The 12,720-nt window shown below is 60.1% G+C and carries 10 protein-coding genes; 5 read left to right on the top strand and 5 right to left on the bottom strand.

What is annotated here, in order from left to right:
• Nucleotides 1-12 precede the first annotated feature (12 nt).
• On the bottom strand, nt 13-1,005 hold the full coding sequence (locus AC5RU7_RS14110) for a DUF1852 domain-containing protein (RefSeq protein WP_494052753.1): 993 nt from the start codon (nt 1,003-1,005) through the stop codon (nt 13-15).
• 122 nt (nt 1,006-1,127) lie between these two features.
• Between AC5RU7_RS14110 and AC5RU7_RS14105 the strand changes: the two genes are divergently transcribed.
• Both AC5RU7_RS14105 and AC5RU7_RS14100 read left to right on the top strand, forming a co-directional pair.
• A complete protein-coding gene (locus AC5RU7_RS14105) occupies nt 1,128-2,069 on the top strand; it encodes a LysR family transcriptional regulator (RefSeq protein WP_494052752.1) in 942 nt (313 codons plus the stop codon).
• A 253-nt stretch (nt 2,070-2,322) separates the two neighbouring features.
• A complete protein-coding gene (locus AC5RU7_RS14100; protein ID WP_494052791.1) occupies nt 2,323-2,706 on the top strand; it encodes a DUF6119 family protein in 384 nt (127 codons plus the stop codon).
• A gap of 156 nt (nt 2,707-2,862) precedes the next feature.
• On the opposite strand, the gene AC5RU7_RS14095 is transcribed toward AC5RU7_RS14100, so the two are convergent.
• Nucleotides 2,863-3,165 (bottom strand): DUF4193 domain-containing protein, encoded by a 303-nt coding sequence (locus tag AC5RU7_RS14095; RefSeq protein ID WP_494052751.1) that lies wholly within the window; start codon nt 3,163-3,165, stop codon nt 2,863-2,865.
• A gap of 648 nt (nt 3,166-3,813) precedes the next feature.
• On the opposite strand from AC5RU7_RS14095, the gene AC5RU7_RS14090 reads away from it, so the two are divergent.
• The 3 genes from AC5RU7_RS14090 to AC5RU7_RS14080 all read left to right on the top strand — a co-directional run bounded on the left by AC5RU7_RS14090 (nt 3,814) and on the right by AC5RU7_RS14080 (nt 8,040).
• On the top strand, nt 3,814-6,249 hold the full coding sequence (locus tag AC5RU7_RS14090) for a hypothetical protein (RefSeq protein WP_494052750.1): 2,436 nt from the start codon (nt 3,814-3,816) through the stop codon (nt 6,247-6,249).
• A 393-nt stretch (nt 6,250-6,642) separates the two neighbouring features.
• Complete coding sequence (locus AC5RU7_RS14085; RefSeq protein ID WP_494052749.1) at nt 6,643-7,209, top strand: recombinase family protein; 567 nt, start codon at nt 6,643-6,645, stop codon at nt 7,207-7,209.
• A gap of 204 nt (nt 7,210-7,413) precedes the next feature.
• Complete coding sequence (locus tag AC5RU7_RS14080) at nt 7,414-8,040, top strand: TetR/AcrR family transcriptional regulator (RefSeq protein WP_494052748.1); 627 nt, start codon at nt 7,414-7,416, stop codon at nt 8,038-8,040.
• Nucleotides 8,041-8,993: 953 nt separating this feature from the next.
• On the opposite strand, the gene AC5RU7_RS14075 is transcribed toward AC5RU7_RS14080, so the two are convergent.
• From AC5RU7_RS14075 to AC5RU7_RS14065, 3 genes are all read right to left on the bottom strand, one after another.
• Nucleotides 8,994-9,440 carry a MarR family winged helix-turn-helix transcriptional regulator gene (locus AC5RU7_RS14075; RefSeq protein WP_494052747.1) on the bottom strand — a complete coding sequence of 149 codons (447 nt, stop codon included), beginning with the start codon at nt 9,438-9,440 and terminating at the stop codon, nt 8,994-8,996.
• Nucleotides 9,441-9,887: 447 nt separating this feature from the next.
• Nucleotides 9,888-11,510 carry an MDR family MFS transporter gene (locus tag AC5RU7_RS14070; protein WP_494052746.1) on the bottom strand — a complete coding sequence of 541 codons (1,623 nt, stop codon included), beginning with the start codon at nt 11,508-11,510 and terminating at the stop codon, nt 9,888-9,890.
• Nucleotides 11,507-12,133 carry a TetR/AcrR family transcriptional regulator gene (locus tag AC5RU7_RS14065; RefSeq protein WP_494052745.1) on the bottom strand — a complete coding sequence of 209 codons (627 nt, stop codon included), beginning with the start codon at nt 12,131-12,133 and terminating at the stop codon, nt 11,507-11,509. The genes AC5RU7_RS14070 and AC5RU7_RS14065 overlap by 4 nt, the downstream gene beginning before the upstream one ends.
• Nucleotides 12,134-12,720 lie beyond the last annotated feature (587 nt).

The raw sequence follows: 12,720 nt of genomic DNA, 5'->3' as shown, positions 1-12,720 counted from the left end.
ATTCTCCGTGGGTCAGTTGACGAGAGCGGGGTAGTTGGCGGTCCACTGGTCCAACAGATCCTTGTGGGGCGTGATGAAGTGCTCCTCCGTGTACTTCGCCTGCGTGATCGCGAGCTGACTGCGCTCGACGCGGTCGTAAGCGATCTGGGTCCGCGAGTAATCCTGCTCTCCCAGGCTCGGCTGGTAGACGGGGCCGGCGGCGGAGTTCGCGTTGTAGATCTCCGGGCGGTAGATCTTCTGGAACGTCTCCATGGTGCTGATCGTGCCGATGAGCTGCAGGTTGGAGTAGTCGTTGAGCAGGTCGCCGCGGAAATAGAAGGCGAGCGGCGCAACGCTGCCGCGTGGCATGAAGTAGCGAACCTGCAGCCCCATCTTTCCGAAGTACGCGTCCGTCAGCGAGAACTCGTCCTGCTGGTACTCGACGCCCAGGACCGGGTGACGGTTCCCCGTTCGCCGGTACGTCTTGCTCGTGGAGACGCTGATGCACACCACTGGCGGCTGCGGGAAGCGTTCCTGGCATTCCGGGGAATCGAGGAAGTGCTGGAACAGTTTGCCGTGAAGATCGCCGAAGTCCTCGGGAACGGTGGGCTTGCCTGAGTCCCCTGCTGCCGCTGGCAGTACGACGCTGAAGTCGAAGTCACGGACGTAGGAGGAGAAGTTGTTCCCGACGATCCCGTGGTGGCGGACCCCGTTCAGCTGGTCGACGATCTGGATGTCGAGAACCTCGAACAGCGGGAACTGCTGATCCGTGCCATCCGCAGTGAACTGTATCTGCACGGAGACGATCTCAAGCTCGAGCGTGTAACGGTCCCGGTCTGGGTTGTCCCAGTCTGCGAGATCGTTGAAGCGCCGCCGCATCATGGTCAGGGCGTTGCGGAGGTTCTCCTGGCGGTGCTCGCCCCGTGCCAGGTTGGCGAAATTCGTCGTGATCCGGGAGCCTTCCGACGGGGAGTAGTCCTCGTTGAAGCGGGTCGTGGTGATGCTGAAGGTGAAGTCGTCTGCCATGCGCTGCCAATCCGTTGATGATGGGCCGGAGACGGCCTTTCAGAAGGGGATGTATCCATGTTGCAGCCTTCCGGGGGTATCGAGTAACTAGGGGTTTCTATGCACTCATATAGAATCTTCCTATGCCACAGCTTTCGAGCGGACTGACCCTGCAGCAGCTCCGCTACTTCATAGAAGTTGCAGCTGAGGGGTCGATCTCCGCGGCTGCCGATCTTCTCTACGTAGCGCAGCCGACAATGTCCGCAGCGATGAAGGACCTTGAGGCCCGGGTGGGCCGTGCGCTCCTGGTTCGCTCCGCCCGCGGGGTCACCCTCACCGCCGACGGGGTAGAGTTCCTCGGCTATGCGAGGCAGGTCGTCGAGCAGTTCGCTCTCCTCGAGCAGCGCTACCTTGGTAGGCCACCGACGCGACGTCTGCTCGGGGTGTCAACGCAGCACTACTCGTTCGCGGTGGACGCCTTCGTCCGGATGGTCAAGGCCACTGAGGTGGCCGAATACGAGTTCTCGCTGCGTGAGTCCCGCACCTGGGACATCATCGAGGATGTCCGGACGCTCCGCAGCGAGATAGGCATCCTCTACCGGAACGATTTCAACCGGAAGATCATCGACAAGCTACTCCGGGAATCCGGGCTCGCGTTCACTCCGCTTTTCCTCGCCGAACCGCACATTTTCATTTCACGGAACAACCCGCTCGCCTCAAAAGAGCGTGCGACTCTCGCCGATCTCGCCGGCTTGCCGCGGCTAACCTTCGATCAAGGTGCGAACAACTCTTTTTACTTCGCCGAGGAGATTCTCTCCACCTTGTCCAGTAAGCAGGAGATCCGGGTCTCTGACCGTGCGACGATCTTCAACCTCATGATCGGGCTCCACGGCTACACGATCTCGACGGGCATCATCAGCGGGCAGCTCGACCCGGAGATCGTCGCCATCCCGCTCGACGTTGACGAACGCATCGAGATCGGCTGGATCGGCCACGCCGCGATTCCGCTTACCAACCAAGCGCAGCGCTACCTCAGGGAATTGCGGGCCGTCGTCGCTGAGTTCGGCGTAGCGCTACTCGACTGACTGCAGTTGAGCGGGCGGTCTTTACCCCTTCGGTGATTGGACGTGTTTGTTGCAGCCGAGCGGGTTGCTGGTATCGCACATGCCCGTCGCCGTCGTTGGCATGGCCGGGGCGGACGCCAGCGAGGAAACCGGCCTGTTCCAGGTGGTGACGATCCAGCCCGGGGACATCACGCAGGGCTTGTAAGGCCGCGGTGCCGTACTGGCCGCCACCTGTGGAGGCCATTGAGCCGCAAACTGATGTTGGCGCGATTCTCTGGTCACCAAAGTTGATCAGTTTGCGGCTCAGCTGAAACCTTCCATTACGTCGCTCATCGCCTCACGAAATGATGAAGTTGAAGGTGACTACAACTCACGCGTGGCATCTACGGCACCGGATGAACTTCTGCTTTTGGATGCAAAAATCAAGAGGCCTGGGGGTGCCACAAGCGGAATTGAGGTTTGCGATGTTTTGGCGTCCAACGGCGAGTTCATCCACGTCAGGAGAAAATCGCGCTCATCGACCCTGAGCCGTCTGTTCGCTCAAGGCACAGTGTCGGCTACAACTTTCGTTGCAGACGGGAGTATCAGGGATGAGATCCGTAGCATCATCGAAAATGAGACAGAACATCCGCACACACTGCGGTGGCTGAGGTTATGACTGCGTTTGTTCAACTGCGCAAACACTAAAAGACTGACTGGGACGGGTCCTCTACTTCTACTCGTCCCACTCAAACGCCGATAATGGAGATTATGTAAAGCTACGGTCGAGAGGGGTCCAAAAGGTGCGTATCTGGTGGCCTTGGAAGAGCCTGCCTTAGCCTTCACATTCAACGCAGTAGGAATGGCCGTTGCTCTCCCGCGCCAGCTGGGACCGGTGCCGGACGAGGAAACGGGAATAGCAGGTGAACTCATCCGCAGCCTGGGGAATCACCTGCACTATGAGCTCGTCGGAGATAATTTCGCCACCAGGTGTCAGTCCTTCATCGAGGACATCGGCCTCGTCCAGCTCGGTGACGACGCTGCGGGCATCAGGGGCGTTCGCGGACTGCAAATCCTCCAGGGAGCGGTCTTGGGATTCCTTGACGTCGGAACGGACTTCGTCATAGTCGGCTGCCACGTAGGTGCTTCTTCCTTCTATCGGCTCTCTGATGCTCTTGTCGGACGAGACTGTAACGTACGCGGTTGCACGGTTGTTCCTCAAACCGCGGGCGAGCGATGTCTGGCGCTTGAGGTGTGCGGCCAAGACTTCGCTCCGCAGGTCAATAAATACGTCAAGATGTAATAGGTGCTCCACGCTTTAGAAACATGCTGCGATGAGCAATGGCGAAGCTCCGATCAAATAGCGGTTGACCGGAGCTTCGGTTCATTATGACCCCTGCAACCTGTGAAACTGCTGGGAGCAGGAAACCCCACGCTCACCACCGCCGCTCCGGCACGTAAGACCAATGGCCTGAGCTGCAATGAACCAGCCGACACTCCCCCGCCACTGCCTCTTAGCGAAGGACACCCTGTCGCTGCCGCCTTTCGTCCGCCGATAGCCGACTTTATGTAAGGCGGTCCTTCGGTCGCCACATTATGGCCGCTGTGCGTGGGAAGCGTTGTTAGTCTCTCTGAAGTGGATGTACTTGAATGCTGAGGTGGCGACAACGCGATGCTGCGACCTGCTCGGGAGCGGCGTGGGTGTACTCCTCGATTGTCGCGTTCCCGCCGCCAACAGCCGCCACCCGAGCGAAAGAGAGCTGACTTGCCAAGGAACGCTAAGAGTTTGCCTGACGGACGGATTATCGCTGCCGACGACGACAGTATGGAATCTGCCTTTCAGAGCATGGCGACGACCCTCGCCAGCCTCCGACCCGGGGAAACACTTCTCGACTTCGTAGCTCGCGGGCCCGAAGTGATTCGCGAGCATGTAGAAGCGATTGCTAAGGCGACCCGGAAAGCTGACGCGTTTGATGTCATCGAACTGATGCGGCTTCGCGAGACCCCGATGGTGCTTGAGGGCTACCGAGAGAGCCTCGCCGATCAGCGGCCCGCAGCGGTCGAGTTGGTCGCATTGATCCTGCTCGCGCGAGGGGAACGCGTTTTGCCGGACGCCGATCCGAGGGCAGCGCACCCCTCACAAGTAGTCCCAGACATTCACGAACGTACGGGAGTGCTGCTCAGCCTGGGGCAGTTCATGCTTCTGTCAGACGGGCAGGCAGAGAAGTTTGGCCCATTGACGAGCCTGGCCGCCACGTACGCAGGCCACGAGCTCAACGTCAAGTTCAAGCAATATGCCCACGTTCATGATGGGCTAAACGAAACACTGTTCAGCAGTAAACACCTCGGCACTCTTCTGCTCGAAACCTTGGGCTTTACGTACGAAGATTTCTTGAACGTTCGCGATGCCATCAGATCGGTCTATTTAGACCGCTTCTTTGCCGCGAGAGACATACTCGGTGATGTCGCGCAGGAGTGGGAGACCGGCGGTCAACGCGAGCAGTCGCCTGCCCGCGTTGAGCAAGGTAAAGCTGCCGTGTACGATCTCATGTTCTTTCCCGGTAAGCGCGCAAGCTTCACGGCAATAGAAATCGCCGATGCATCATCGGTGCCAGAAGACCGCGTGAAGCGAGTACTTGACCGGTTCAGCGTCTCGTTTGGAGCGGAAGGCGACCCTGTCGCTTGGGTCGAGTCCTTCCTGGCGGGCGACAATCCGTTGAGGAATGCGTCGCTTATCGCTGACGGCGCCGGCAATTATGTCACAATGAACGTTCCCATCGGGACGGACTGTTTCAGACAGGTAGTTGAGGCGGAACTCAAGGGTCACTCCGCCCGGTGGCGGCGGTACGAGAAGCGTCGCGTAACGGTAAGCGAGCAGGCTTCCGTCGAGAATCTGACGAAGCTGCTTGGTGCAGACGCCACTCATGTTAACCTCAAGTATTTCAGGCCGAATCCTGGTGTCGACTCAGTACAGTTAGCCTCGAACGCAGAAGAAATCACGTCCATCGCGGAGCAGACTGAGTCGGATGCGCTGTTCCTCATTGAGGACGTTGCGATCTGTGTTGAGGTCAAAGGGCGAAGCGTGTCGCATCAGGCGCGAGGTGGGCACGTGCAGCGCCTGACTGGAGACTTACGGTCTACTGTGGGCGAGGCCACGGACCAAGCGCTCCGTCTCGAGGGGCTGATTCGCACCAACGGTGGACTCTGGCTCCAGGATAGGACCTGGCTCGATTTGTCCGGAGTCCGAGAAGTGCGATCCATTGCAGTTTGCCTCGATGACATGGGCCCCCTCGGGACGGCACTCGACGAATTGGTCCGCGGCAATGTCATCAAGAGTGATCGGTTCCCCTGGATAGTCTCGCTGCATGACCTCGCGATTATTGCAGAGGTACTCGATCGGCCAGCAGAGTTTCTTCTTTACCTTCGTCGTCGCACCGAGTCGGAGGTTTCGCTTAATTTCTGGGCCATCGACGAGCTCGATCTGTTCATGCTGTTCTTGTCCGGGCAGTTGTACGTGGAGCCTGACCCAGACCGCGTCAGCGAGGAGTTTCTAGGAGTGCGCCGTCCGTCCGGCGGTGACAGGCGGCGGTATCGCAGCAATGCTGTACCGACGCGGGTTATGACGCATACGGATCCGCTAGATGCTTGGGTCTACTACCAAGAGGGGTCGGTGGAGGAGCCAGCACCCAAGCCTGTGTTCGCATCTCATCCCGCCGTGCTCAACCTCGTGGACTTCCTACAGGACGGGAAGAAGCCGGGATGGTTCCGCTTCTCGGCAGATCTCCTAAATCTCGGCGGGGAGGCTCAAAAAAACCTCGCGCGTAATATCCAGACGCTCATCACCACGACTAAGGATGACGGCCAGCCGCACAGTCTTTTCGTCGGCTTGGCCGGCGCTTGGGGTTACCCGTCGCTTTTCATTCGGACTCAGCCGAGCGGTATGACGCAAGCGGCCGCGAGTCGCCGCTTGGCTACCTATGCGACGACCAAGAAGCATCAGATCAAGTCAGACCGGGCCCTCATGGTTTTATTCGACCACCGCGGAAGTATCCGATCTGTGCGCTATGACAACTCCCCATATGGAGACCGTAAGGATCTTGACGCACTTGGCGATGCAATGGGCTTATTGCCCACGGAGTTCATGGCGCGACCGATACCGCCGTCTGCTCGAAGAGCAACGAAGCGACTGAACGCAGGCAAGAAAAAGCCGCGGCGTCGCTAGGTGGGCGAAAGGCGCAACGACGTGAACTGGCTCCTGCGACTTGCCGAACAGCGACTCCCCCAGCCCATCTCACTGCTCCAACCACTGTGTGTTCCAGCTAGCGGTACTGTCCTCCTGCAGAACAACAGGTCTCGATAGCAGTAACTTGTCCCACGAACTGCGTGGAACAAACTGATCGACAGGAAACTTTCCTCTCTACACACCCCTACGGACGGATCGGGGCCTTGAAGCCATAAAGGCAGGTCTGAGGAATCCTGTACTGGGAAGAGCCTGTCAGGCTGCTTTCCAAAACGAGCCCATCCCAACCCCTGACGAAGTGGAGCTCATATACCTTGACTTTCTTCTGGGAGGGGCCTAGAACTCAACCTGACAGGACAAGGGTTGGAGGCGCAGGTGGCTGGACAGCGAATCGGGTACGTGCGCGTGAGCACTCTGGACCAGAACGAGAAACGCCAGCTCGAAGGCCAGGTTCTGGACCGGGTCTTCACGGACAGGGCCTCCGGCCGGGACACGGCCCGCCCGCAGCTTACCGAACTGCTGCGGTTCGCCCGCGACGGGGACACCGTCGTCGTACACAGCATGGACAGGCTCGCCCGGAACCTCGATGACTTACGTTCTCTGGTCCAGGACCTCACCCGTAAAGGCGTGCGGGTGGAGTTCGCCAAAGAGAGCCTGGTCTTCACCGGGGAGGACTCCCCCATGGCCAACCTCATGCTCTCCGTCATGGGTGCCTTCGCCGAATTCGAACGCTCCCTCATCAAGGAACGCCAGCGGGAAGGCATCGCACTGGCCAAGCAGCGCGGCGCCTACAAAGGACGGAAAAAGACCCTCACGCCGGAACGTACCGCCGAGCTGGTCCAGCGCGCCGGCATCGGTGTTCCCAAAGCCCTCCTTGCCCGTGACTACGGGATCAGCCGGGAGACCGTCTACCAGTACCTCCGGCAAGCAAAGCTGGAATGAGCGTTCTCCTCGTCGGGCCGTCGTTCCGCCATATCCGGAAGTCGCCGTAGCTTGACGGAATCTTCATTATCGGCGTTAAGTAATGGGCGGGGGAGTGCTCTCAGCGACCTCACCTCCGGGGCTCATTCGGGAAGTCCTCCCCAATGAAAGTCCAATCCTGATGCTATTTGCGTTTAGAAGCACAGTCGACGATAGGGATCGCCCATGCCCAAAGCAACAGTCAAACAGCGGGGCCCATACGCGAAGACCGCAGCCCTCCAGTCGAGAATTCTTGAGACCTGTATTGAGCTCTTTGCGCAAACAGGCTTCCGCAGCCTGACCATGAGGGATGTGGCCCTGCGGGTGGGTGTTAGTCACACAGGGCTCCTCCATCACTTTGCCAATAAAGAGGAACTGCTCTCGGGTGTCCTGCAACTCAGCGACCAGAAAAGGAGGGAATTCTTTCGGGAGCGCGGCATGAGCGTGGTGACGCTACTCCAAGACAGCGCGGCCATCAAGTCGCTGCTGAAGACGGTAACTGCAGATGCTCTGCAGCCGGGTCTGATCGAGTTGCACAGTACGCTGTCCGCTGAGGCGACTTCGCCTGATCATCCGGCGCATGAGTACTATCGGGATCGCTATGGGGCAGCCATAGGCCTCTATACGCGAGTGTTCGCTGCGTTGGCAGACCGTGGCCAGTTGAAGAGCGACAGTGCCCCTGAAGACCTGGCGGCAATGTTCGTTGCATTGACTGACGGACTGCAAATCCAATGGCTGTATGACAGGGACACGGATCGGCTTAAACGGCATGTCCGCTTGTTCCTCTGCTCGTTTATTTCTGACATTGACTAAGGCCTGGATGCGGCTGTTGCGTGGCTTGCCTCACGAATTTCTGATGCGGGGAACCCTTGGCTTCGACGCCGATGACCCGCCCGGTGAAGCCGTCGGCGACCTCTGTTGAGACGTAGCGTCCATCCACAGCTGCAAGCCGGCAGAATTCGTTCTTTCTGAGGTACCCCAGCTCGAGAGTGTCGGGGCCGCTGCGGAACCGGCGCTCGGCAAACCCCCACCGCACCGGCCGTGTAGCCCGGTTCAGTCCATAGACCCGCCGGGTCACTGGCGCGGACAATGAGGTGCCCGCGGCGGATGCCTCCTAAAGCAAATTAGACTAGTCGTTCTGCCCTTCCAGTCACGTAGTTGGCGTATGCCGGGACTCCCGTGGCTGGAGGTGCTGGACGGTGCAAGGGTGACTGCAGACTGAGCGCCGTTCTCTCCGCTACGCAGTGCGCCGCGCCGGTGACCACTATGGTGCAGAGAGGCCTCTTCAATCCTTTACTCCTATATTCCGACTCGGCAGGTGAACTCGCGACGAAGATTTGGATCCCATGGCACTTTGTGGGGGGCAATCGGCGTCGCCGGCACCGTTTCCCTGCGCCTGCGCCTGCGCCTTCGCGAAGACAAGCATGGAAATCCCAAACCGCTCAGCGGCAGCAGTTTTAATAGCCTGGCCGGGCCAGGGCACCAAGACAGACACTCACGGAAGAGGATGACATGACGACAACTTTCCCCGGGGCTTCATGTGGAGTGCCGCGACTGCCGGCCACCAAATCGGAGGCAACAACATTAACAGTGACTGGTGGGCACGCGAGCTGACCACGCCCGCATGGAACATTCCGGAGACGCCTGCGACAGCTACCACCGCTATCGAGAGGACATCACCAGTACCTGCGCCACGCCAGGCTGGGACGAGGCCCTCCCTGCAGGCGTGGCCGTTAAAACGCGCCCAAGCGGCGATAATGGGCGTCCTAAATTGGCGGAGGAGGATTCTTCAATGATTCGGTAAGCGTGCGGAGGATTTTCGCCGTAATGCCGACGTCCTCATCGCTCCAACCCTGGAGGTGCTCCTGCAAGATAGCTGTCTGCTGCTCTTCGATGCGCCGGAGTCGCTCAGCCCCCGCCGGAGTAATGGCCAAAACCTGGGCTCGACCGTCCTCCGGATCCTTCCTCCTAGATACGAAACCTTGCCCCTCCAGATCCGCAATATGGCGACTGAGCACAGGTGCACCTATCCCCAGCCGCTCAGCCAGGCGGGTAGCCCGGGACTCCCCCTCGCCCACTAGGCGAAGCACGAACTGAAGAGCGACGCCACTTTCCTCACCGCGGGCAACGGAGGCAGCGATGCAACGGACTGCGCGTTGGAGGTCGAAAATTTCATGCGCTAAGCCAGCTGCTGTACTAGTGCTGACTACCATAACTTTTAAACTCCTTGCTTACAGCAACTTAATTATCATAAGTTGCGTCAAGGAAGTACTCGAAGACTTGTGACAAAAAAGAACGTCGCGGAAATCGAGGGACGGAGCCTGCGATCCGTCCCTGAACCCTCCGCCGCTTTGGCGTGCCGTGTGCCGCGACGCCGAGGCGGAAGATGATGGCGGGTCCGGTGGTCGAGCCGGGGTCCAGGTACGTGCGTCGCATGACGGAGGCGAGTTGCTGCCAGCGGAAGCCACCAGGTCAGCAGCACAGGTGCTCCGGGGACGGCAAAAGGGTGAGAACGGATAGTGCTCAGAAACTATTTGTTTGCCCGCTAACCAACCGAGCAGGTGTCTTGAAGGAAAGAGGTACGACGGCGGCACGTGCCGCCGTCGTACGTTGATCTTCGGGAAGTGGATCTCAGAGAAGAGATTTAGGGCGTGCCAGGCTTATCGCCGCACCACTGCATCCTCGTCGTCGGCAGTGATCAGGATGTTGCCTTCGGAGATGGATTCGGAGAGCACGTCATGCTCCACGGTAGTGGCCAGCGGCTTTTCCTTGACGAAGAACAGCACGACGGCGGAGATCAGGGCCAGCGGGACCATCCAGAGGAAGATGGGGGTCAGGGCGTCATTGTAGGAGGAGATGATCACGTCCCTGATGTCCGTGGGCATCTTGCTGACCAGTGCCGGGGTGAGGGAGTTGGACCCGCCGGGTGCTTCGCCCCCGGGCGCGGCGGCAGGCAGACGCTCCGTAAGCAGTTCCGCAAGCCGGCTGGCGAACAGGCTTCCCACCACGGCTGAACCGAGGGTGGCGCCAATCTGGCGGAAGAAGTTGTTGGACGCCGTGGCGGTTCCAACCTCGCGAAGCGGGAACGAGTTCTGGACAACCAACACCAGGATCTGCATGCTCAGGCCCAGGCCGAGGCCCATGACGGCGAGGTAGGCGCAGACCATCCAGAGCGGCGCCCCCGGAGTAAGGATAGACAGCAGGACAAGGGCCACAGCCACCAGCACCGAGCCCGCGATGGGCATCCACTTGTACCGGCCGGTCTTGCTGACCAGCATGCCGGACACCACGGAGGCCACTAGGAGGGCGCCCATCATGGGGATCATCAGCATGCCGGATTCTGTGGCATTTACATCGAAGGCCATCTGCAGGTAGGTGGGGAGGTAGCCGATGGCGCCGAACATGGCCACGCCGATTAACAGCCCCGCGAAGGTTGAGAGGTTGAAGTTCAGGTCCTTGAACAGGTGCAACGGGATGATGGGCTCAGCAGTGCGCCGCTCCACCAAAACGAAGGCCACTGCGCTAACCACGGTGCCGGCGATCAGGGCAATAATGATCGGGTCCGACCATTCGTACTTGCTGCCGCCCCAGGTGGCGAAGAGCACCAGGCCGGTGGTGGCGATGGCCATCAGGACCATACCGCCGAGGTCCAGCTTGGGCTTACCGGCGTGCTTGGGCAGTTTGAGGAAAAAGACCGCACCGGCAAGGGCCAGCAGCCCCAGGGGGATGTTGATCCAGAAGACCCAGCGCCAGCCGGGGCCTTCGGTGAACCAGCCGCCCAGCAGTGGCCCTGCCACGGAGGCCACGGCGAACACCCCGCCCATCATGCCCATGTACTTCGCTCGCTCCCGAGGCGGGACGACGTCAGCAATCACCGCCTGCGACAGGATCATCAGGCCGCCGCCGCCCAGGCCCTGAATGACGCGGGCAGTAATCAACACGGCCATGTCGTTGGCAAGAGCGCCCACCACAGAGCCGATCATGAACAGGAGGATCGCTGCGATCAGGAGGGACTTGCGGCCCACCATGTCACCGAGTTTGCCGTAAATGGGCATGCTGATCGTGGAGGTGAGGATGAACCCCGTGATCACCCACAGCATGTCGCTGACACCGTGGAGTTCACCCACGATGGTGGGCAGCGCGGTGCTGAGGACGGTCTGGTTCAGTGCGGAGAGGAGCATCGAGAGCATGAGGCCCACCAAGAGCAGCCCCATGTGCTGTTTTTGCGGGTCCTGCGCCTTTTGAGGGTCCTGCGCTGTCTCCGGGCCGGGAGGCTTGGTCATGAGAGTTTCCTTTGCAGGTGATGAAAAAGCGCGACGGCGGGTGCCAGATTCTCGGGGGTGAGTCCGGCGGCGGGGTCGAAATCAGCGGATTTGGCCTTGAATTTGACGGGCACCGTCCCGAGCATCACCAGCATCCTGGCGGTCTCCTCGGGGCTGAAGTCTGCGGCCTCGAAGGCCCAGGAAGGATCTGCAGCGAGAACGTCCGTTACCGCTTCCCGCACCAGGGCTTCGGCCTTGGCCATGTACTCCATTTGCCGTGCGAACAACTGCGGGTGCCGATTCAGCAGTTCGCGTCGCCGGACGTTGTCTGAGCCGCCGAGTGCGGAGCGGATCACGGCGACAAGGACCAGTGCCACCTGCCCCAGGAGATCTTCCGCGCCAGTCAGCTTCGCTGCTTGGGCGGGGTCAAGGACCGGCTCACGGAGGCCCAGGACGGCATCCTCCTTAGAGGGGAAGTAGTTGAAGAATGTCCTGGGCGACACCCCTGCGCTTTCGGCAATAGCCTCCACCGTGGCCAGTTCCAGGCCACGCTGTTGCGTCATCAAGGCTGCGGCCTCATGGATGGCAGTCCAGGTTTCGATTTTTTTGCGTTCACGCAGGGACGGCGTAGGACTTGGGGGCACGGTATATTTTTGCATGACTGCAGACTTTGCACAACTGCAAGTTCTAACGCACCCCATACCAGGGCCTTTAGGCGAGTACTTACAGGTCAGCAGTTTCATGGAGTGGTGGCTGGCCTTGATGCCGAACTCTCCTGAATTCGGGGCGGGGTACACCGCCCTTTACGTGCCTGCCAGCCTTGTGCCGACGGCTTCTTCCCCAACTCCGACAACCCGACCGTCGGCCAGCTGGCGGTTCAGGGCGGAGATGTCCGAGGCGGGCGGTAAAAAGGCTCAGCCGATCCGGCTACTTCAGCCACCTACCTCGAATGGCCGGCGTGGTCCGGATGCGACGGGTCGGCCAAGGCGTCCATAATCTCCTCGTAACCGGCAAATCGTCGAGAGTCTTCAAACTGGGCTGCGCCGGTCGCCGTCGAACCAGCCGTGCCAGCCGATAGGACGAAACCGCAGGCCTGCGAAACCACCCGCAGCCTTGGCCGAAATTCAAGATTCGGGCTCCGCGAGTTTGACTCCGCTACACCAGGTCCTGCAGGGAGCTCCTAATCGGGCTAGCAGCTGATCCAGGAGCAATCCTTCTCAGCCCTGTCCAC

The sequence above is a fragment of the Arthrobacter sp. K410C genome (genome assembly GCF_059090105.1).
This window is presented reverse-complemented; position numbering and strand designations above follow the sequence as displayed.

Bases quoted from the DNA above. Each gene is read 5' to 3' on its own strand.
- AC5RU7_RS14110 (WP_494052753.1), bottom strand. From the start codon at position 1,005: ATGGCAGACGACTTCACCTTCAGCATCACCACGACCCGCTTCAACGAG.
- AC5RU7_RS14105 (WP_494052752.1), top strand. From the start codon at position 1,128: ATGCCACAGCTTTCGAGCGGACTGACCCTGCAGCAGCTCCGCTACTTC.
- AC5RU7_RS14080 (WP_494052748.1), top strand. From the start codon at position 7,414: ATGCCCAAAGCAACAGTCAAACAGCGGGGCCCATACGCGAAGACCGCA.
- AC5RU7_RS14075 (WP_494052747.1), bottom strand. From the start codon at position 9,440: ATGGTAGTCAGCACTAGTACAGCAGCTGGCTTAGCGCATGAAATTTTC.
- AC5RU7_RS14070 (WP_494052746.1), bottom strand. From the start codon at position 11,510: ATGACCAAGCCTCCCGGCCCGGAGACAGCGCAGGACCCTCAAAAGGCG.